The organism is Kitasatospora mediocidica KCTC 9733 (assembly GCF_000744225.1).
Lineage (GTDB): Bacteria > Actinomycetota > Actinomycetes > Streptomycetales > Streptomycetaceae > Kitasatospora > Kitasatospora mediocidica.
On sequence record NZ_JQLN01000006.1, the window covers coordinates 729,485 to 750,558 of the forward strand.

16 protein-coding genes are annotated in these 21,074 nt (G+C 72.4%); 10 read left to right on the forward strand and 6 right to left on the reverse strand.

What is annotated here, in order from left to right; genetic code table 11:
• Window positions 1-327 precede the first annotated feature (327 nt).
• The 3 genes from BS80_RS43170 to BS80_RS43180 all read right to left on the reverse strand — a co-directional run bounded on the left by BS80_RS43170 (window position 328) and on the right by BS80_RS43180 (window position 4,213).
• Window positions 328-654, reverse strand: coding sequence for a transposase (locus BS80_RS43170; protein ID WP_051967354.1), 327 nt, complete (start codon window positions 652-654; stop codon window positions 328-330).
• A gap of 563 nt (window positions 655-1,217) precedes the next feature.
• Window positions 1,218-3,449, reverse strand: a complete 2,232-nt coding sequence (locus tag BS80_RS43665) for an IPT/TIG domain-containing protein (protein ID WP_157536666.1) — start codon at window positions 3,447-3,449, stop codon at window positions 1,218-1,220.
• Between the two features lie 611 nt (window positions 3,450-4,060).
• On the reverse strand, window positions 4,061-4,213 hold the full coding sequence (locus tag BS80_RS43180; RefSeq protein ID WP_232246690.1) for a transposase: 153 nt from the start codon (window positions 4,211-4,213) through the stop codon (window positions 4,061-4,063).
• Between the two features lie 125 nt (window positions 4,214-4,338).
• Between BS80_RS43180 and BS80_RS29560 the strand changes: the two genes are divergently transcribed.
• Window positions 4,339-4,587 (forward strand): hypothetical protein, encoded by a 249-nt coding sequence (locus BS80_RS29560; RefSeq protein WP_035803770.1) that lies wholly within the window; start codon window positions 4,339-4,341, stop codon window positions 4,585-4,587.
• 265 nt (window positions 4,588-4,852) lie between these two features.
• On the opposite strand, the gene xylA is transcribed toward BS80_RS29560, so the two are convergent.
• Window positions 4,853-6,025 carry a xylose isomerase gene (xylA, locus tag BS80_RS29570; protein WP_035803773.1) on the reverse strand — a complete coding sequence of 391 codons (1,173 nt, stop codon included), beginning with the start codon at window positions 6,023-6,025 and terminating at the stop codon, window positions 4,853-4,855.
• Window positions 6,026-6,148: 123 nt separating this feature from the next.
• On the opposite strand from xylA, the gene xylB reads away from it, so the two are divergent.
• The 4 genes from xylB (at window position 6,149) to BS80_RS29590 (ending at window position 12,364) form a co-directional block, all read left to right on the forward strand.
• Window positions 6,149-7,579, forward strand: a complete 1,431-nt coding sequence (gene xylB / locus BS80_RS29575) for a xylulokinase (RefSeq protein WP_083975572.1) — start codon at window positions 6,149-6,151, stop codon at window positions 7,577-7,579.
• Window positions 7,580-7,651: 72 nt separating this feature from the next.
• Complete coding sequence (locus BS80_RS29580; protein WP_083975573.1) at window positions 7,652-8,815, forward strand: ROK family protein; 1,164 nt, start codon at window positions 7,652-7,654, stop codon at window positions 8,813-8,815.
• Window positions 8,816-8,889: 74 nt separating this feature from the next.
• Window positions 8,890-9,561 (forward strand): FadR/GntR family transcriptional regulator, encoded by a 672-nt coding sequence (locus BS80_RS29585; protein WP_035803779.1) that lies wholly within the window; start codon window positions 8,890-8,892, stop codon window positions 9,559-9,561.
• A gap of 379 nt (window positions 9,562-9,940) precedes the next feature.
• Window positions 9,941-12,364, forward strand: a complete 2,424-nt coding sequence (locus BS80_RS29590; RefSeq protein WP_035803782.1) for a SpoIIE family protein phosphatase — start codon at window positions 9,941-9,943, stop codon at window positions 12,362-12,364.
• On the opposite strand, the gene BS80_RS29595 is transcribed toward BS80_RS29590, so the two are convergent.
• Window positions 12,365-13,438: a LacI family DNA-binding transcriptional regulator gene (locus BS80_RS29595; protein WP_035803785.1), complete on the reverse strand. Its 1,074-nt coding sequence runs from the start codon at window positions 13,436-13,438 to the stop codon at window positions 12,365-12,367.
• Between the two features lie 182 nt (window positions 13,439-13,620).
• Between BS80_RS29595 and BS80_RS29600 the strand changes: the two genes are divergently transcribed.
• The 5 genes from BS80_RS29600 to BS80_RS29620 are packed head-to-tail and all read left to right on the forward strand — an operon-like array spanning window position 13,621 to window position 20,192.
• A complete protein-coding gene (locus BS80_RS29600; RefSeq protein WP_035803787.1) occupies window positions 13,621-14,847 on the forward strand; it encodes a sugar ABC transporter substrate-binding protein in 1,227 nt (408 codons plus the stop codon).
• Window positions 14,844-15,770 carry a carbohydrate ABC transporter permease gene (locus BS80_RS29605; RefSeq protein WP_035803790.1) on the forward strand — a complete coding sequence of 309 codons (927 nt, stop codon included), beginning with the start codon at window positions 14,844-14,846 and terminating at the stop codon, window positions 15,768-15,770. The genes BS80_RS29600 and BS80_RS29605 overlap by 4 nt, the downstream gene beginning before the upstream one ends.
• The gene (locus BS80_RS29610; RefSeq protein ID WP_035803793.1) at window positions 15,767-16,588 is read left to right on the forward strand and encodes a carbohydrate ABC transporter permease; all 822 of its coding nucleotides are present in this window, start codon (window positions 15,767-15,769) and stop codon (window positions 16,586-16,588) included. The genes BS80_RS29605 and BS80_RS29610 overlap by 4 nt, the downstream gene beginning before the upstream one ends.
• 36 nt (window positions 16,589-16,624) lie before the next feature.
• On the forward strand, window positions 16,625-18,316 hold the full coding sequence (locus BS80_RS29615) for an amylo-alpha-1,6-glucosidase (protein ID WP_035803796.1): 1,692 nt from the start codon (window positions 16,625-16,627) through the stop codon (window positions 18,314-18,316).
• Window positions 18,317-18,374: 58 nt separating this feature from the next.
• Window positions 18,375-20,192 carry an RICIN domain-containing protein gene (locus BS80_RS29620; protein ID WP_232246691.1) on the forward strand — a complete coding sequence of 606 codons (1,818 nt, stop codon included), beginning with the start codon at window positions 18,375-18,377 and terminating at the stop codon, window positions 20,190-20,192.
• Between the two features lie 126 nt (window positions 20,193-20,318).
• Here the strand turns inward: BS80_RS29620 and BS80_RS29625 are convergent, their stop codons facing one another.
• A complete protein-coding gene (locus BS80_RS29625) occupies window positions 20,319-21,065 on the reverse strand; it encodes a FadR/GntR family transcriptional regulator (RefSeq protein ID WP_035803799.1) in 747 nt (248 codons plus the stop codon).
• Between the last annotated feature and the right edge of the window lie 9 nt (window positions 21,066-21,074).

Here is a 21,074-nt window from a genome sequence, read left to right on the forward strand (position 1 = left end):
GCCGAGCTGCAGGAGGAGGAAGCCGCGTGGGAGCGGTTCGTGATCGCCCGTCAGACGGTGGCCGAAGTCCTGGCGGAACGCCATGCAGGCGAGGAGGCGCCGCCGGCCGGGGTGGCCAGTGAACGGCCTGCGCGGGCCGCCGGGGGCTCAGTGTGGTCGCCGGGCGAGTTGGCGGCTCATGACCATGCTCATCGACCACCGGATCATCGCCTCGGAGGTGTCGGTGCGGGTCGTAGTCGCGGGCCAGGCGGCGTGAGTGCATCAGCCACAGCCGCTCCAGCAGCGTCCGGCCTGCCTCGCGGTCGGTGACGCAGGCTGCGGTGACCATCACGGCCAGCAGCATCCCGAGGGTGTCCACCAGGATGTGCCGCTTGCGTCATCACGGCCCGCCGCCTGGCGGACCTCGTCGCGCAGCCGGTCGTGGAACTGGGTCACCAGGCGGGTGCCGCGCCGGCGTCGGAAGAAGGCGTACACGCGGTCCCACGCGGGGAAGTCCGCGGGCACCGCCCTCCAGGCGATGCCGCCAGCGACCAGGTAGGGGGCCGCGTCGACCAGCTGCCGGTGGCAGTAGCCCTCCGGCCGCCCGCCCCGGCCCTCCAGCCACCCCGGCACGGGTATCGCGTCGCGCACGACGGCCCATTCCGCGTCGGTCATGTCCGATAGGTGCCTCGGACGCCTGTGCGGCCGATGCCCGGCATTCCCGAACCGGTGAGCGAGGCAGTCACACGACAGGGGTGCGGAGTTGGACGGCAATGGCACGGAGACGGAAGCCTGCGGCATCAGGGGCCTCCTGTTGCTCGGCTGGATTCGACACCCACGAGCTGTGCGGGAAGCCCCACTTCCAAGCCCTGCCGACCAGAAGATCACCCGACTGAGTCGGCAGACTCGAACTCACGATCACCAAGATCGATGGAGCAAGGGCTAGCTACTCCAACTTCCTGGCTTGCAACCGTGAAAGTGATCTTGAGATGCCGAGGAGTGTCCGGGAGTGGCTGCCGCCCGGGCACTTGCTCCTGGAGAGTGCTCGAGGGGTTCGAGGAGCTCGATCTCTCAGCCTTCGAGGACGGCTACCGTGCCGACGGTCAGAGCGGCGCCGGCTGGCCGCCCGCGGTCCTGGTCGCACTGCCCTTCTCCTGCTACAGCAAGGGTGTGCTGACCTCGCGCCCCGCCGCGGGCGGCGGCGGGGCGGTTGTTCGGGTCGTATGCGGCGTAGGTGGTTAGCCGATCTGGATGGCACCGGTGCCGATGGGCAGTGCGGGCAGGCTCACCCCTCCCACCGTGAGCTGGAGTCCGGTGGTGCCGGTGCTGGTGAGGACCTCGGTGGCCGGGAGGGTGACCGGCAGGAGGCCGGCTACGGTGACGGTGGAAGTTCCGGTGACGGTGGCGGAGGTGGCGCCGGTGCCCAGGGTGGCGCCGGTGAGGTGCAGGTCGAGGTCGATGTCGACGCCGAGCAGGCCCAGCAGCCGGCAGGTGGTGTCGCCGTAGGCGGTGCCGTCGGTGTAGGCCAGGGCGGCGGTGGCGCAGCGTCCGCCGGTCAGGGTGACGCCCAGCAGGGAAGCGGAGAACCCGCCGTCCATGGCGGCGCTGATCGGTGTGGCGTCGACCGGTGTGGTGGCCGGGCTGGCGAATCGCGTGGCGGAGTTGCCGTTGCCTCCGGTCTCCGGGGAGATCTCGACCCGGCCGTCTTCGAGTCGGCCGCCGACGGTGGTGGTGTTGTAGGTCAGGGTGACGGTGTCCAGGTGGGGCTTGCCGTCGCCGTGGTCGCCGTTGTCCACGATGGTGAGGGTGAACGGGCAGGTGCTGGTGGTTCCGCTGATGGTGCACTGCGCGGTGCCCGCGGCGTAGGCGGTGTTCGCCGTGGTGAGGTAAAACGCCGTGATGACCGCTTGTTTGATCTTGATGTTGGCGTCGTGGTTGTTATAGGTCAGGTTGCCCTTGACCGGTCCGCCCGGGGTGGTGCGGCGGGCGGTGAAGGAGATGTTCGCATCGTGGCCGCCGACGTCGATCCGGCCGTCGGCGGTGGCTTTGGCGACGGTGTTGACGAAGGAGTACTCGTCCGCCGACGAAGTGGCGCTGGTGCCGGCGGGGGTGGTTATGGTGACGTCCACCGGGCCCAGGGTGCTGGTGGCCGGGGTGGTGGCGGTGATCTGGGTGTCGCTGGTGACGGTGAACGACGTGGCCGCGGCGGTGCCGAAGTGCACGGCGGTGGCGCCGAGGAAGTCGGTGCCGGTGATCGTGACGGTGGTGCCGCCGGTGGCGTCGCCGGAGGCCGGGCTGATCCCAGTGATCACAGGTGCGGGTTCGTCGTAGGTGTAGTGGTCGGCCGTGCTGGTGGCGCTGGTCCCGCCGGCGGTGGTGGCCGTCACGTCCACGGTGGCGTCGGTGCGGGCCGGGGCGGTGGCGGTGCAGGACGTGGCGGTGCAGGACACCGCGGCGGCCGGGGTCGTGCCGAAGGCGACGGTGGCCCCGGTCAGGCCGGTGCCGGTGATCGTCACCACGGTGCCGCCGGCCTCAGGGCCGTGCACCGGGCTTAAGCCGGTCACTGTCGGGGCCGGTGCGGCGGGGACGGGGGCCCAGTCGGTGGGGAAGGCGCTGGTGGTGCCGACCGGTGTCTCGCCGGTGCCGTCGGGGTTGACGGTGGCCAGCGGGCCTCCGGCGTAGAAGGCGATCTTCGTGCCGTCCGGGGACCACAGCGAGCCTTCGTTGTCGGTGCTGTTGGCCAGGATCGTGGTCTGTCCGGTGCCGTCGGCGTGGATGGTGTAGAGCTGGCCGAGGCCGCCGTTGCCGTCGCTGGCGGAGTAGGCGAGTTTGCTGCCGTCCGGGGACCAGCTGGCCGAACCGACGAACTGGCCGGCCGGAGCTGCGGTCAGCAGGGTCTGTCCGGTGCCGTCGGGGTGGATGGTGGAGATGCCGTTGCCGTCGGTGTAGGCGATCTTGGTGCCGTCCGGGGACCAGTCCACCGAGAACGGGGAGGACACGCCCAGGGATACCGGGTTGGTGCCGTCGGCGTTGATGACCGTCAGCGTGCCGCCGGGGGCGTAGACCAGCTTGCTGCCGTCCGGCGACCAGCCCAGCAGCCCGCTGTAGGCGCTGCTGCCGGTGGTGATCTGGGTCAGCCCACTGCCGTCGGGGTTGACCGTCCAGACCTGGTCGGAGGTGGTGTAGCGCTGGAAGGCGATCTTGGTGCCGGCCGGGTTGGCGTACCCGCCGGACTGGGCGTCGCCGGTGGTGGTGAGCTGGGTGTTGCCGGTGCCGTCGGGGTTGACCGAGAACACGTTGCCCGACTGCTGGTAGTAGATCTTTCCGTTGCCGCCAGGGAACGCCGCCTGCGCGGCCGTGGGCACCAGCAGGCCCGCCACCACCGCGCCGGACGCGGCCAGGGTGATCATGAGGCCGCGGCCGCGGCGCCTCCTGCCGGTCATCGGAGGGCTGGTCGAGGACATCATCATGGTGGGCTCCTGTTCGTGGCCGCACACCCCGGCCGAGCCCGGCGGGCTCTGACGTCCGCGGCAGTGCGTCGCATTCCGGACATCAGGCGGCCGCCGTGAACGCGGCCATACGGAGCTGGAAGCGGGGTCCAGGCGCAAGTGAGCCCCAGTGGCACGCAACCCGCCTCCCGCTCCCGTTCAGTACAAGAACCCTGAAATGTCCATCACTATCAGTAGCCGATATCCGACGCGGTGTCAGCCACTTCTTCGGCCAACCCTCCGCCACGCCCGAACCGCGGACGACACCCGCTTCTCACCTGGCACCGACCGATCACGAACGGGCGCACCTTTCACCGAACACTGGCAGGGCGAGCGCGAGATAGGCCTCGCAAGAGCGCGGAAAACCTGGAACAAGCCACGGCCCGCCGGTCGTTGGCCCCGGCCTACCCCGGGCCGGAGGCAGCTCGATCAGGGGGTGGGCCCGGTTGAAACCGCCCCGCATTGGCCCCGCTCGGACTCTCGAACCGGTAGTCAAGAGGCGCCGATGCACAAGCCCGCCCCGGAGAAGATCACCGACCGGGAGCAGGTCGCACGAACACAGACCGAGGACGTGCGCGCGCAGATCGACCGGCTCAGCGAGCCCGAAGATACCCGCCCGCGACCAGGTAGGGGGCCGCGTCGACCAGCTGCCGGTGGCAGTAGCCCTCCGGCCGCCCGCCCCGGCCCTCCAGCCACCCCGGCACGGGCATCGCGTCGCGCACGACGGCCCATTCCGCGTCGGTCATGTCCGAGAGGTGCCTCGGACGCCTGTGCGGCCGATGCCCGGCGCTCCCGAACCGGTGAGCGAGGCAGTCACACGACAGGGGTGCGGAGTTGGACGGCAATGGCACGGAGACGGAAGCCTGCGCCGATGGCGCCGCCCGTTCCGGCGGCACCGTCCGCGTGGGCGGGGCAGCCCGCGCCGGCGGGCGCCGCGGGCTCGTCCGGGTCGGCTTCGGCTGCGCCTTCGCCGGGCCCGACCGGGGGGTCGGCCCACGACCTCGCCTTCACCGGCTCCAACGACCTGCTGCCGCTGACCGGCGTGGGTCTGCTGGCCATCGGCGGCGGTGTGCCGGCCCTGCGCACCCGCGCCCAGCGCAAGGGCGCCCATCGGGGGTGACCCCGATGCCGAGTCCGTGGAGCTGGAGCGGGTTGCCGTTCTGGTCGTTCCAGCTCGCCCCGGGCGTGAACTGGCTGGGGGTCGCCGCCTGCGCGGTGGTGGCCGACAGGCCGGCAAGGGCGACCGTCGCCGCCAGGGCCAGCGCCCGGAGAGACCTGAGTAAGCGGGTGGTTCGGGTGGTGTTCGCCATGGCAGGTGCGTCCCGATCTGGGTGGGTGGGGGTGGGTGCCCGCCACTGCCCCGCCGGGCAGTGGCGGGCGGTTGTTCAGCGGGCGCCGAGCAGGTGCTCGTAGGCCAGCTGGTCGAGCTGCTCGAAGGCCATGCCACGGGCGGCCGCCGCGTCCACGTCGAACTCCTCGAAGGCGCTGCGGTCGGCCAGCAGTCCGGCCAGGCCGTCCCCGGCGGTGCGGGCGGCGAGCTCGGGCAGCCGGGACGCCGTCAGCGCGGCCTGGACCTCGGGGTCGGCGCGGAAGGCGCGGGCCCGCTCGGCGAGCAGCAGGTAGTTGCGCATGCAGGCGGCGGCCGACGCCCAGACGCCGTCGAAGTCCTCGGTGCGCGGGGGCTTGAAGTCGAAGTGCTTGGGGCCGTCGTAGCCGGCGGACTCCAGCAGGTCGACCAGCCAGAAGGCCTGGCGCAGGTCGCCGGCGCCGAAGCGCAGGTCCTGGTCGTATTTGATGCCGGACTGGCCGTTGAGGTCGATGTGGAAGAGCTTGCCGTGCCACAGGGCCTGGGCGATGCCGTGCGCGAAGTTCAGCCCGGCCATCTGCTCGTGGCCGACCTCCGGGTTGAGGCCGACCCGGTCGGGACGCTCCAGCTCGTTGATGAAGGCCAGGGCGTGGCCGACGGTGGGGAGCAGGATGTCCCCGCGCGGCTCGTTGGGCTTGGGCTCGATGGCGAAGCGCAGGTCGTAGCCCTGCTGCTCGACGTACTCGCCGAGCAGGTCGAAGGCCTCCTTCAGCCGGTCCAGCGCGGTGCGCACGTCCTTGGCCGCACCGGACTCCGCGCCCTCGCGCCCGCCCCAGGCGACGTACACCGAAGCTCCCAGCTCCGCCGCCAGGTCGATGTTGCGGATGGTCTTGCGCAGCGCGTAGCGGCGCACGTCGCGGTCGTTGGCGGTGAACGCGCCGTCCTTGAAGACGGGGTGGGTGAAGAGGTTGGTGGTGGCCATCGGCACCTTGAGGCCGGCCGTGTCCAGGGCGGAACGGAACCGCTTGACGATGCTCTCCCGCTTGGTCTCACCCGAGCCGAAGGGGATCAGGTCGTCGTCGTGGAAGGTGACGCCGTAGGCGCCGAGTGCGGCGAGCCGCTGGACGGTCTCGACCGGGTCGAGAGCGGGGCGGGTGGCGTCGCCGAACGGGTCCCGGCCCTGCCAGCCCACGGTCCACAGGCCGAAGGTGAACTTGTCGGCGGGGGTGGGGGCGAGGGGGAGGCTGGTCATTGGAAGGCTCCGATCACTTGCTGAGGGATGTTTGTTCGTCGGGGTGTTTGTCAGGGCGGAAAACAAATTAGTATGCCAAGGCGTCCGAAGGAACCCCTGGGACCGCGTCAGATGGAGGAGCGCATGGCAGGACAGCGAGTTGTGATCGGGGTGGACAGCTCCACCCAGTCCACGAAGGCCCTGGCCGTCGACCTCGCCACCGGGACCGTGCTCGGTCAGGGCCGCGCCGCACACACGGTCAGTGCGGGTGCCGGGCGCGAGAGCGATCCCGAACAGTGGTGGCTGGCGTTCGACGAGGCGGTCGCCGGGACGGGGTGGGCGGACCGGGCGATGGCCGTGTCGATCGCCGGGCAGCAGCACGGACTGGTCGCCCTCGACGCGGCGGGCCGGCCGGTCCGCCCGGCCCTGCTCTGGAACGACGTCCGGTCCGCCCCCCAGGCCGAGCTGCTGCGGACGGAGTTCGGCCCGGCGGAGATCGCCCGCCGCACCGGCAGCGTCCCGACCGCCGCCTTCACGGCCGCCAAGTGGGCCTGGCTGCGCGCCCACGAGCCCGCCGCCGCCGACCGGGTCGCGGCCGTCCGGCTGCCCCACGACTTCCTGACGGAACGCCTGACCGGCGAGGCGGCCACGGACCGCGGTGACGCCTCCGGCACCGGCTGGTGGGGCCCGGACGGCTACGACCGGGAGATCCTCGACCGGATCGGCCTCGACCCCGCGCTCCTGCCGCCGGTCCTCGAACCGGGCTCGGCCGTCGGCTTCGTCCGCCCCGGCCTGGCCCTGCGCCGGGGGGCGCTGGTCGCCACCGGGACCGGCGACAACATGGCCGCCGCGCTCGGTCTCGGCCTGCCGCCCGGCCAGCCGGTCCTGAGCCTCGGCACCTCCGGCACCGTCTACGCCGTCGGCCGCGAGCGCCCCACCGATGCGAGCGGCACCGTCGCAGGCTTCGCCGACGCCCTCGGCGGCTGGCTGCCACTCGCCTGCACGCTGAACTGCACGCTGGCCGTCGACCGCTTCGCCGCCCTGCTCGGCCGCGACCGCGAGCAGGTCGAGGACGGCGGCACGGCCGTGGTGCTGCCCTACCTGGACGGCGAGCGCACCCCGGACCTGCCCGGCGCCTCCGGCCTGGTGCACGGCCTGCGCCACGACACCACCCCCGGCCAGCTGCTCCAGGCCGCCTACGACGGCGCCGCCCACGCGCTGCTCACCGCGCTGGACGACGTGCTGCGCTCGGCGGGGGAGAGCCCCGACCTGGACGTGCCGTTGGTCCTGATCGGCGGCGGCGCCCGCGGGCAGGCCTGGCAGCGCACCGTGCTGCGCCTGAGCGGCCGCGCCGTCCAGGTGCCGGCCGCCGGGGAACTGGTCGCGCTCGGCGCCGCCGCCCAGGCCGCCGCCCTGCTGACCGGCGAGCCGGCCGACGCGGTGGCCCGCCGCTGGCGGACCGCGGAGGGCCTGCTGCTGGAGCCGGTGGCACGCGACGGCGAGGCGCTTGAGAGGATCACCGATACCCTGCGTCGGGCGGGAGCGCTGCAGGGCGCCCCGGCACGGGAGCGGTAGGAGGGAAGGCGCGCGGTGGCGGTCGGCGCAGGGAACAGGAACCCGGAGGCCGGGCCGGCCTCGCAGCAGGACATGCGCCGGCAGAACCTCGCGGTGGTCCTCGGCACGGTCGCCGACGCGGTCGCCGGGCAGGGCCCGCTCTCCCGGGCGGACGTGGCCGGGCTCACCGGGCTGACCAGGGCGGCGGTCTCCTCGCTCGTCGACGAACTGATCGGGCGCGGCGCGTTGACCGAGCTGGAGACCGCGCCGAGCGGCCGGGTCGGCCGGCCCGGCCGGGCGCTGGCCGTGAGCAGCTGCGGACCGGCGGGCCTCGGACTGGAGGTCGGCGTCTCGCACCTGGGCGCGTGCGTCGTGGACCTGCGCGGCGAGTCCCGGGTGTGGCGGCGAGTGGAGCGGGCCAACGCGGGCCGGCCGGCCCGGCGGGTGCTGGCGGAGCTCGCCGAGCTGGGCGCCGAGGCGCAGGCCGAGGCGGCCGGGCTCGGACTGCACGTCGAGGGCCGGGTGCTGGCCGTGCCCGGGGTGGTGCCGACCGCGCGGCAGGGCCTGATCGAGCACGCCCCCAACCTCGGCTGGCACGCGGTCCGGCCCGCCGACCACTGGCCCGACCCGGACACCGTGCCGGTCCCCGAGAACGAGGCCAACCTCGGTGCGCTGGCCGAGTACTGGCAGGCCGAGCACGGCGCCGAGACCTTCGTGCACGTCTCCGCCGAGGCCGGGATCGGCGCCGCCCTGATCGTCGACGGGCAGCTGTTCCGCGGCGCCCGGGGCTTCGCCGGCGAGCTCGGCCACATACCGGTCGACCCGGACGGCGTGCCCTGCCCCTGCGGTGCGCGCGGATGCCTGGAGCAGTACGCGGGCGAGGCGGCGGTGCTGCGCGAGGCCGGGCTCGCGGCCACCGCCGACCCGGTCGTCCTGCTGGCCGATCGGGCGGCAGCCGGGGACCCGGCGGCCCTGCGGGCCCTGGACCGGGCCGGGCGCGCCCTGGGCCTCGCCCTCGCCTCGGCGGTGAACCTGATCGATCCGGACGCCCTGGTCCTGGGCGGCGCCTACGCCGAACTCGGGGAGTGGCTGTTGCCGGCGGTCCGCGCGGAGCTCGCCGCCCGCGTCACCGTCCGGCCCTGGGACCCCGAGGCCCTGCACTGCTCGGCGCTCGGGCGGCGCGGCGCCCTGCTCGGTGCGGCGCTGCTGACCGTCCGCCGGATCATCGCGGACCCGACCCTGCTGCCCGTAGCCTGACGACCGGCTCGGGCGGCCGGCTGCCCACCGTGCATAATGTCCGGTCAGACATCGGATCACTGGGAGGCACAGTCGTGGCCGTGACGGACGAGGCGATCGAGAAGATCAAGGCGATGATCCTCTCCGGCCGGCTCAAGCCCGGTGACCGGCTGCCCAAGGAGCCCGACCTGGCGGCCCAGCTGGGCCTGTCCCGGAACTCGCTCCGGGAGGCGGTGAAGGCGTTGTCGCTGCTCAACGTCCTGGACGTGCGCCAGGGCGACGGCACCTACGTGACCAGCCTGGAGCCGTCGCTGCTCCTGGAGGCGCTCACCTTCATCCTGGACCTGCACCAGGACGAGTCGGTGGTGGAGCTGTTCCAGGTGCGGGCGGTGCTGGAGTCGGCCGCCTCCGCGCTGGCCGCCCAGTGGGCGACCGAGGCGCAGTTGGCCGAGCTGGCCGAGCTGCTCGACTCGGTCGGGCCGGACCCGACGATCGAGGAACTGGTGGCCAACGACCTGGAGTTCCACCGCCTGATCGCCCGGGCGGGCGGCAACTCCGTACTCGCCTCGCTGCTGGACTCGCTCGCGCACCGGACCGCCCGGGCCCGGGTCTGGCGGGGTGTCACGCAGGCGCAGGCGGTGGAGCGCACCATGGCCGAGCACCGCGGGCTGCTCGACGCGCTGGTCGCGCACGACGTGGAGGGAGCCAGGACGCGGTCGGCGGTGCACGTCGGCGGCGTGGTGGACTGGCTGCGCCAGGCGCTGTGAGCCCGGTGCTGTGAGCGCGGGTGTGGCCGACGGCGGGAGCCGTCGGCCACAGCCTGGCCGATCAGGTGCTACGGGTCGGCCCAGGTTCCACTCCTGGTTCGACTGAGCGTTGCAGCCCCGGAGCTGGTGCTCCGCGGACGCCGCCGCCGGGGCGCGCACGGTAAGTGACGCCACGTCGGGCCGACAACCGGTCCTGCCCCACCGGCCGGTGGGACAGGACCGGCCGTCGTGCCCGGAGCAGGCCACCGCAGGGCGTGTCGCGACGGGCCGAGTGACGCGGTGCGTGGCGCTGGGACCGGACCTAGGCTGGAAAACACTGGAAGACAGGCGCCGGAATCCAGTTCCGGAGTGTCGGGCTGCCGGGACGGAGGCGTGGCGCGTGGAGACGGTCGGCAGGCAGGACGCGCCCACGGCGGTCGTCGTGGTGGACCCGAGCGGCACGGTGACCTGCTGGAGCGAGGGCGCGCGGGAGCTGCTCGGCTGGACGGCGCAGGACGCCGTCGGGCGACCCGCCGCCGACCTGCTGGTCGATCCTCCGCCGGGCTTCCCCGAGAGCTGTTCGACCGGCCCCGACCCCCTGGGGATGATCACCTTCCGTCACCCGGACGGCTCCACCGTGGACACCGTGGTGGCGGTGCATCCCCTGCAGGGCGGCGACGGCGGGTCACCGGGCCGCGCGGTGACCGTCCAGCGCTGGGACCGCCGCCCGGTGATCGCCGACTGGGCCTTCCAGCAGTGCCCCTTCGCCCTCGGGATCTACGACGCCGAGCTGCGGTTCCTCTGGGTCAACCCCGTCGCCTGCGCGGTGATCGCCCATTCCGAGGAGCAGGTGCTCGGTGAGAAGTACCGCGAGCTGTTCCCGGAGCTGGACGGTATGGCCTACACCAACCGGCTCGCCGAGGTCGCCAGGACCGGCGAGCCGGCCCGGCTGATCACGGTCTTCCGTCCGCGCGGCAGCGACTACGCCAACGCCTGGGCCACCAGCATGTGGCCTGTTCGGGACGCCGAGGGCACGGTGCGCGCGGTCGCCAACTGGGGCTTCGACATGAGCGCCGAGTACTGGGCGCGGCAGCGCCTGCTCATCCTCAACGAGGCCAGCAGCGGCATCGGACAGACCCTCGACGTGATCAGCACCGCCGAGGAGCTGGCCAGGACCGCGGTGCCGGGCTTCGTGGACCTGGTCACGGTCGACCTCTTCGAGGAGGTACTGCGCGGCGACGAACCGCCTTTGTCCGCGACACTCGCCTTCACCTCGACCGTCGCCCTCAGGCGGGCCTGCCGGTACGGCGGGAAGAAGGACGAGGGCCGGAGCCCCGAGCCCCCGCCGCCGGTCCACTACTCGCCGAAGTCCGTCGCGGCCCGATGCATGGCCGCCGGCAGGTCGACGGCGCAACTCGCCGCCGAACCCGTCCCGGGCGGCGAATGGGGCTTCGGCCCGGGCCTCGCCGCCGACCCGGCCCACTGGCCGCCGGGCAACCCGGTGATCGACGGAACCCTCGGCGCGCTGGGGCTGACCGGCCGGATCATCGTGCCGCTGCGGGCGCGCGGCGCCCTGCTCGGGGTCGCCATCTTCGCCCGCGGCGACCGGCCCGAGGCCTTCACCGCCGACGACCTGATCCTCGCCGAGGAGCTGGCCGCCAAGGCGGCCGTCGCCATCGACAACGCCCGCCGGTACACCCGCGAGCACACGACCGCGCTGACCCTGCAGCGCAGCCTGCTGCCGCACCGGCTGCCGGGCCACAAGGCGATCGAGGCGGCGTCCCGCTACCTGCCCGCCGGAGCCGGTGCGGGCGTGGGCGGCGACTGGTACGACGTCATTCCGCTCTCCGGCGCCCGGGTCGCCCTGGTCGTCGGCGACGTGGTCGGCCACGGTCTGCACGCCTCGGCCAGCATGGGCCGGCTGCGCACGGCCGTGCGCACGCTGGCCGACGTGGACCTGCCGCCGGACGAGTTGCTGACCCACCTCGACGACCTGGTCCTGCGCCTGCCCGGCAACCTGCAGCCCGAGGACGGCCCCGAGGCGGCCGGTGAGTCCGGTGCCACCTGCCTGTACGCCGTCTACGACCCGGTCTCCCGCTGCTGCACGCTGGCCAGCGCGGGCCACCCGCTGCCGCTGGTCATCGCGCCGGACGGCACCAGCGTCCCGCTCCCCGCTCGGCAGGGGCCCCCGCTCGGCATCGGCGGGCTGCCGTTCGAGGCGTCCGAGCTCGAACTGCCCGAGGGCAGCCTGCTCGCCCTCTACACCGACGGACTCGTGGAGAGCCGCGAGCGCGACGTCGACCAGGGCGTCGCCGAGCTGCTGCGGGTGCTGACCGGGCCGTCGGCCTCGCTGGAAGAGCTCTGCGACACGGCGATGGACGCCATGCAGCCCGTCGCCGGCACGGACGACGCCGCGCTGCTGCTCGCCCGCACCCGGGCACTGGATCCCGAGCACGTCGCGGACTGCGTCATCGAGCCGGACACCTCGCAGGTGGCGGGGGCCAGGAGGTTCGCCGCCGAGCGGCTGCGTGCCTGGGGCCTGGAGGAGGCGGAGTTCGTCACCGAACTGGTCGTCAGCGAGCTGGTCACCAACGCCATCAAGTACGGCGAGCCGCCGATCAGGCTGCGGCTGATCCGTGACACCGAGCTGATCTGCGAGGTCTCCGACGCCAGCGACACCAGCCCGCACCTGCGCCGGGCGCGCGACGTCGACGAGGGCGGCCGCGGCCTGATGCTGGTCGCCCAGCTCACCCAGGCCTGGGGCACCCGGCACAGCACCAACGGCAAGACGATCTGGTGCGCCCAGACGCTGGGCCTGACGTAGTCACCGGCCGTTCGGCGCGGTGGATCCGCCGGAGCCGGACACCCGGGCCTGTGTGCTCTCGGCGAGGGAGGGCGCCGGGGCGGTGCTGGCCCGCAGCGAGACGGGCGGGGTGAGGAGGATGTGGCGCGGCGGCGCGTCGGGCGCGGCGATCCGTTCGACCAGCAGCTCGACGGCTTGGGCGCCCATCTGCTGCGCGGGGACGTCGGCGGCGGTGAGCGGGGGGCGGAAGTCCTCGGCCCACCGCTGGGCGGCGACGCCGGTGATCGAGAAGCCACCGGGCACGCGCACGCCCGCGTCCTCCAGGGCCTGCTGGATGCCGGGCAGCGCGGCCTCGTTGAGGGTGACGGCGGCCGTCACCTCCGGGTGTTCGGCGTGGATGCGCCGGACCACGGCGCGGCCGGCGGCGGTGTCGTCGCCGCAGGCGTACTCGAAGCCCGCGATGCCGCGTTCGGCGACCGCCGCGGCGAAACCTTCGGCGGCGCGCAGGCCGGGCCCGTAGCCGGCGGCGACCAGCTCCGGGGAACGGTTGATCAGGGCCACGGCACGGTGTCCGAGGTCGGCCAGGTGGTGGACGCAGCGGGCGATGAGGGTGGTGTAGTCGACGTCGATCCAGGACATCCGGTGATCACCCGCGGTGTGGCCGATGCCGACGAACGGCAGGTCCTCGCGCAGCAGCCGATCGACCCTGGCGTCCTTGACCCGGATCTCCATCAGGATCACGCCGTCCACCCGGCGACCGGAGAGCAGGCGCTCGAAGGAGCGCTCGTGGTCTCCTCCGGAGGGGGAGAGCAGGACGTCGAGGTCGGACCTGGCCGCTGCCTCGACCACGGAGGCGACGAAATCGAGTTGCATGTGGGTGAGCCGGGCGGTGGCGGGCGGGATCACCAGGCCGATGGTGCGGGTGCGGCCCTCCGCGAGGGCGCGCGCCGCGGCGTTGGGCCGGTAGTCGAGCTCGTCGATGACGTCCTGGATGCGCCGCCTGGTGGCTTCGGAGACCGTGCGCTTGCCGCTCAGCGCGTACGAGACGGTGCTGCGGGACACGCCGGCGCGGCGCGCGATCTCCCCGATGTTCATCGTTCTCCCGGTGCTGGGTGTCGCCGTCATTGTCGAACCGATTCGACGAGCATAGCCGCTCAGGGTGGCCCGGTAAAGAACCAGCTCCTGTCCGACCTCTTGACGGTCCGGAGGGAGTATCCCTACGGTCCATTCGAACCGGTTCGCCGAACCGGTTCGATGACCGAAGGGACCCGTTCGCCATGCCCAGATCCGTCCGTCGGCTTGCCGCCGCGGCGTTCGCTGCCGCCGTGGTGGTGGCGGCCACTTCCTGCTCCGCCTCCACCACCTCCGCCTCCGGCGGTGCCTACACCGTGTGGGACCCCTACCCGCAGTTCGACGCGGGCTCGGCGTGGGCGAAGTTGCTGGACACCTGCGGCGCCCAGGCCGGCGTCACGGTCAAGCGGACCGCCTACGACACCTCCGACCTCACCAACAAGACCCTGCTCGCCGCCCAGCAGGGCGCCGCGCCGGACGTGCTGCTCCTCGACAACCCCGTCGTCCCCACCCTCGCCGACGCCGGAGTGCTCACCAGCACTGCCGACAACCCGCTCGACACCTCTGCCGTCCAGCCCAACCTGCTCGCCGCGGGCCAGCAGGACGGCAGGACGTACGGCGTCCCGATTGGCGCCAACACCCTGGCCCTCTACTACAACAAGGCGGTGCTGCGGGCAGCCGGAGTGGACATCGCCTCCGTCAAGGACTGGGCCTCGCTCACCGCCGCGCTGGCGAAGGTGAAGGCCGCCGGCAAGAAGGGCATCACCTTCTCGGCGATCGGTACCGAGGAGGGCAGCTTCCAGTTCCTGCCCTGGTTCTGGGGCTCCGGGGCGCAGCTGACCAAGCTGGACTCCGCGCAGGCCGCAGCGTCGCTGTCGTTGTGGGACGGCTGGCTGAAGGACGGCTACGCCCCGAACTCGGTGCTGCAGAACACCCAGACCACCAGCTGGCAGGAGTTCGCCACCGGCGACTACGCCTTCGCCGAGAACGGGACCTGGCAGCTCGCCAACGCCAGGAAGGCGGGCCTCGACTACGGCATCATCCCGCTCCCCGGACAGGCGGGCGACAGCGCCCCGGCACCCACCGGTGGCGAGTTCGTCACCGTCCCGGTGCAGCACGAGACCGGCCGCTACCCGGTTTCGGACAAGATCGTCGCCTGTCTGACCAGCGCCGACAACGCCTACGCCACCGACACCACGCTCTCCTACATCGGCGCCACCGACGCCGTGCAGGCCAAGCAGGTGGCCGCGAACCCCGAGTTGCAGGTGTGGGTCCAGGCCGTCAAGGCCGCCAGGGGCCGCACCGGTGACAACCTCGGCACCAAGTACCCGAAGATCTCGGAGCAGTTGTGGGGCGCCGTGCAGAACACGCTCAGCGGTTCGAAGTCCCCGCAGTCGGCGCTGGCGGCCGCACAGAGCGCGGCCGGGCAGTGAGGAGACCGACGGTCCCCGTCCCGCCGAGCCGTCGCCCCCGGTGTCGCGAACGCTGGGCGGCCTGGGGCTTCCTCGCCCCGGTGCTCGCCTACCTCGTGCTGTTCTACGCCTACCCGCTCTACCGCAACCTCGACCTGAGCCTGCGCGACTACACCGTGCGGTCCTTCGTCCAGGGCGGGGCCCGGTTCAGCGGACTCCAGAACTACCGGACCGTGTTCGCCGACCCGACGTTCGTCCCGGCGCTGACGCACACGCTGGTGTTCACCGCACTCTCGCTGATCATCCAATACGCCGCGGGCCTGGCGCTGGCCGTCTTCTTCAACCAGCACTTCCGGCTCTCCGCGACGCTGCGGGCGCTGTTCCTGGTGCCCTGGCTGCTGCCGCTGATCGTCTCCGCGTCCACCTGGGCGTGGCTGCTCAACAGCGACTCGGGCGTGGTCAACGCTGTGCTGCGGTGGTTCGGGGTCGGACCGGTCGACTGGCTCACCTCGCCGCAGTGGTCGCTGGTCTCGGTGGTCATCGCGAACATCTGGATCGGCATCCCGTTCAACCTGGTCGTGCTGTACAGCGGGCTGCAGGCCATCCCGACCAGCCTGTACGAGGCGGCCTCGGTGGACGGGGCGAGCGCCTGGCAGCGGTTCTGGCGCATCACCTTCCCACTGCTGCGGCCGGTCTCGGCGATCACCCTGCTGCTCGGGCTGATCTACACCCTCAAGGTCTTCGACATCGTCTGGATCATGACCAGGGGAGGACCGGGCACCTCGTCCACCACGCTGGCGACCTGGTCCTACCGGCTGGGCTTCGGCAGCCTGCTGCCCCGCTTCGGACCGGGCGCGGCGGTCGGCAACCTGCTGGTCCTGATCGCCCTGGTCTTCGGCCTCGCCTACATCCATCTGCAGCGCCGGCAGCGGGAGGAGGCATGACCCGCGACCTCGCACGCCTCGGGAAGACGGCGCTCGGCCTGCTGCTCACGGCGATCATGCTCTTCCCGGTCTACTGGATGGTGAACGCCTCCTTCACCCGTGACCAGGACCTGCGCCGGACCCCACCCAGCTGGTTCCCGCTGCACGGCACCCTGGAGGGCTACCGCGCCGTCCTGCGCGACCAACTCCCGCACCTGGCCACCAGTCTGGTCGTCGCCCTCGGAACGGCCGCACTGACCGTGGCGCTGTCGGCTCCCGCCGGGTACGCGCTGGCCAAGCTGCGCCCGCGCGGGGGCGCAGCGCTGGGCTTCGTGCTGCTGATCGCCCAGATGATCCCGGGGATCATCATGGCGATGGGCTTCTACGCCATCTACCTCGGCGCGGGCATGCTCCAGTCGCTCGGCGGTCTGATCGTCGCCGACTCGACCCTGGCGGTGCCGTTCGGCGTGCTGATCTGCACCGCGTTCATGTCCGGCATCCCCGGCGAACTGCTCCAGGCCGCCCGCACCGACGGGGCCGGGCCGGTGCGCACCTTCTGGTCGATCGTGCTGCCGATGAGCCGCAATGCCCTGGTCACCGTCTCGCTCTTCGCCTTCCTGTGGGCCTGGTCCGACTTCGTCTTCGCCAGCACCCTCGACGGCGGCGGCGCCCACCAGCCGATCACCCTCGGCATCTACCACTACATCGGCAACAACAACCAGCAGTGGAACGCCATCATGGCCACCGCCGTGGTCGCATCGCTCCCCGCCGCCGTCATCCTCGTCCTCGCCCAGCGCTATGTCGCCGCGGGCGTGACGGCCGGGGCCGTCAAGGACTGACGCCCCCTCGGGCCCTGCAGAATCGAGACACTCCCGATGACCGACGCCGCAGCCGGCCCGGCCTTCTCCCTGCGCCAGATCCCCTTCAGCCACCATGGTTCCTGGTTCGACATCTCCCCGGTGACCGGCGAGCACACGTACGCCGACGACCTGCACCTGGTCTCGCACCAGAACGGCATGCACCCGGTGCTGCGCCTCATCGCGCTCGGTGATGCCCGATGGCACGCGACGCCGGGGGAGTTGAGCTGGCTCGCACCGGCCGGCCGGATCGACCTCGCCTACCAGGCACCGGACACCGTGCGGCTGCGCGGGCGCGGCCTCGCTCTGCGCGTCACCGCCGCGGCACCGGCACTGACGCCTTTCAGCGGCACCTATCTCTACCGCGACCCACTCGACGGTGCCTTCACCTTCACCTCCTACGAGACCGGCCGCCGCTACCGCCTGACCGTGCTGGCCGGCGTGGCCGAGGCGTTCGGCGCGCAGGCGCTCGGCGAGGCCGAGCGCGGCGTGCTGCTGACGGGCGAGTGGGAGGCGGCGATTGAGGAACTGGACAGCGCTCGCGAGCCCTACGCCTCCCCGGTCCCGTTCGAGAAGGTCGCCGCCGCTGCCCGCGCCGCGTTCACCGACTTCGCCGACACCATCGCCCCCTGGCGCTGCGCGCGGACGCCCGCCGCCGAACTGGCCGCCTACGTCCTGTGGTCGGCGACCGTCCGGCCCGCCGGTGTGTTGGGACGTCCCGCGGTGCTGATGTCCAAGCACTGGATGGACAAGGTGTGGAGCTGGGACCACTGCTTCAACGCGCTCGCCCTTGCGCCCGGTGCTCCCGAACTGGCCCTGCACCAGTACCTGTTGCCCTTCGACCACCAGGACGAGAGCGGCGCGCTGCCCGACTCCGTCACCCACTCCGAAGTCCTCTACAACTTCGTCAAGCCGCCCATCCACGGCTGGGCGCTGCGCCTGCTGCGACGGCGCCTGCCGCAACCGCTGCCGGCGGCCGAACTCGCCACGGTCTACCAGGGCCTCGCCCGCTGGACCCGGTTCTGGCTGCGGCAGCGGCGTGCTCCGGGCAGCGCACTCGCGCACTACCAGCACGGCAACGACAGCGGTTGGGACAACGCCACCGTCTTCGACGCCGGCCGGCTCGCGGCCACCCCCGACCTGGCCGCCTTCCTGATTCTCCAGATGGCCGAACTGGCCGACCTCGCCGTCGAGTTGGACCTCGCCGACGAAGCAGCCGAATGGCGGCGGGAGCTGGCGCGGATGCACGCGGCCCTCCAGGGGCTCTGGGACGGCAGGCAGTTCGTCGTCCGCGCGGCGGACACCGGGGCACCCAGGACCACCGCGAGCCTGCTGCACCTGCTGCCCATCGTGCTCGGCAGCGACCTGCCGCCCGGGACGGCCGGGGCGCTCGCCGAGCGCATCGCCGCCCACCTCACCGCGCACGGACTGGCCACCGAGCGCACCGACTCCCCGCACTACCAGCCGGACGGCTACTGGCGCGGCCCGGTCTGGGCCCCCAGCACCGTCCTGGTCGAGGACGGCCTGCGCCGCGCCGGTGCCACCGGCCTCGCCGACGAGATCAGCGCCCGGTTCCGGGCCCTGTGCGAACGCTCGGGCTTCGCCGAGAACTTCGACGCCGTGACCGGCGAAGGCCTGCGCGACCGCGCGTACACCTGGACCGCCGCCGCGTACCTCATGCTCGCGGAAGCCGCGATCGCCCGCGGCTGACCGCGCCGCACCCGGCCACTCGGCCGCCGTGCCCCTCCCCACCCAGAGGAGAACCGCCGTGCACCTGACCAGAAAGGCCGGGGCGCTGCTGTGTGCCCTGGCCGCCGCCCTGGCGGCCCCGCTCACCGCCGGCCCCGCGCGCGCCGCCGACACCTCGGTGACCGTCGACTTCGCCACCGCCGGCGGCGCGCCCAGCTACCACGCCTCCGGCACCCTGTACGGGATGAGCCCGGACGGGTCGCTGCCGCAGGACCACTTCTACCAGGACATCAAGTGGCACCTCGAGCGGGCCGGCGGAGCCCAGCTCAACACCGGCGGCTACGCCACCAGCCTCGCCGACTACCAGACCCGCTGGAACGCCACGCTGGCCCAGTACCAGCGCACCGCCGCCCTCGGCGGCACCTTCATCCTGCTCCCGCACGACCTGTGGGGGGCTGACAGCACCACCAACCAGGGCTTCCCCGGCGACAACGGGGACTGGAGGCAGTTCGACGCCTTCGTCAACCAGCTCTTCTCCGACGTCAGGGCCAACCACATGACGGTGGAGTGGGACCTGTGGAACGAGCCGGACGGCAGCGGCTTCTGGGCCCGGTCCCAGGACCAGTACCTGCAGATGTGGTCGCGGTTCTACGCCGACGTGCGGTCGAACTTCCCCGGCCAGCTCATCGTCGGGCCCAGCATGGCGGGCCAGCCGACCTCCGCCAACTCCTGGTGGAACACCTACCTGAGTTACGTGAAGGCCGACAACGTCGCCCCGGACATCTACAGTTGGCACGACGAACCCGCCGATCCCGTGCCCGGGACCGCGAGCGCCGGCGCCACCCTCGCCGCGCACGGGCTCACCAACACCCGCCCGTTCCAGATCAACGAGTACGGCGCGTTCTCCCAGCAGAACCCCGGCGGCGGTGCCTGGTTCATCGGCCGCCTGGAACGGTCCGACGCCGACGGGCTGCGCGGCAACTGGGGCTCGGGCACGGGTCTGCACGACGACGAGGCCAACCTGCTCACCAAGAACGGCTCGGGCCAGTACCTGCCGCTCGGCGAGTGGTTCATGTACCGCTACTACGGTTCGCAGACCGGGAACATCGTCAACCTCGTTCCTGGCAACGGCATCGACGGCCTCGCCACCAAGGACAACACGGCGGGCAACGCCAAGGTCCTGCTGGGCTCCAACGGCAGCACCGGTAACGTCACCGTCAACCTCACCGGCCTGAACACCACCTCCGTGGTGCAGAACGGGCGGGTCCGCGCCGTGCTGCAGCGCGTCCCCGACGACAACGGCGCCGCGGTGGACGGTCCGGTCACCGTCTCCGACACCACCCTGGCCGTCAGCGGCAACGCCGCCTCGGTGACAGTCCCGTACAGCAACGCCAAGGACGGGTACACCGTCACCCTGCTCCCGCCCTCCGACACCACCGTCTCCACGGTCGCGGTCAGCGAGAACAGCGGGCAGTGCCTCGACGACACCAACCTCTCCACCAGCCCCGGAACCCAGTACCAGCAGTACTCCTGCGAGGGCGGCTACCAGCAGATGCTCGACCTCAAGCCGGTCGTCGGGCAGGTGGACACCTACACCGTGGTCAACGAACACAGTGGCCTGTGCCTCGACGTCTCCGGTGCCTCCAGCGCCGACGGCGCGGCGGTGGTCCAGTGGACCTGCACCGGCCGGGCCAACCAGGAGTTCACCCTCAGGCCCGTCACCGCTCTCGGCAACGGCCAGGACTACCAGCTCGTCGCCGTCCACAGCGGCAAGTGCGTCGACGTCAGTGACGTCTCCAGGGCTCCCGGCGCCCTGATCCACCAGTGGACCTGCGACGCCGGCAGCACCCTCGGCAGCAAGACCAACCAGGTCTGGCGGCTGCCCGGCAAGAGCTGATCGTCGAGCAGTCATACGGGTTGACAGCTCGGCAGCACGCCATCGACGGTCGATGGCGTGCTGCCGAGCGCACTCAGCCGTTCACCGGATGACCGGAGGATGCCCCGTCTTAGGTGGGGGGAGCAGTCAATTGTCGGACCGTCCTGTCGGTGTGTCGAGGAGGCCGGCGTGGGCGGCCGCGCCGTCGGCCAGCCACTCCTCCACCGCCGCGACGTGCACCGCGCCGGCGCTTGCCGCGAGCACCGCGTCCCGGGCGGCGAGGGCGCGCCAGATCGCCCAGTGCTCGCGGTGGGCCTGCTCGCGCGCGGTGGTCAAGGGGGTACCGCCGGCCGGCGGCTGGGGGGTCGTACCGCGGATGATGCGCAGGCGCTGGGTGTGGGTGGAGAGGATGCCCAGCAGGGTGGAGAGCACCGGGTTGCCGACGGCGTCGGCGATGGTGCGGTGGAACTCGATGTCGAGCTCGATGAACTCCTCGATGCCGGCCGCCTCGGCGCTGCGGTCGAGGACGGTGCGCAGGGCGGCGAGCTGCTCCCCGGTCAGCAGGCCGGCCGCGAGGGCGGCGACCTGCGGCTCCAGCAGGCGCCTGACCTGGAGCAGCTGCTGGGCGCTGGCGCCGTGCGAGACGTCGGCGGCGAAGGTCATCGCCTCCAGCAGCAGGTGGGGCTCCAGGCCGGAGACGAAGGTGCCGTCGCCCTGTTTGGTGATCAGGATCCGCATCGCCGTCAGGGCGCGCACCGCCTCGCGCAGCGAGCTGCGGGAGAGGCCGAGCTGCTCGGACAGATCGGCCTCGTTGGGCAGCCGCGCCCCGGGGCCCAGGACGCCGGCGACGATCATCTCCTTGATCCGCTCGATCGCCTGGTCGGTGACCGTCATGGTCCTGCC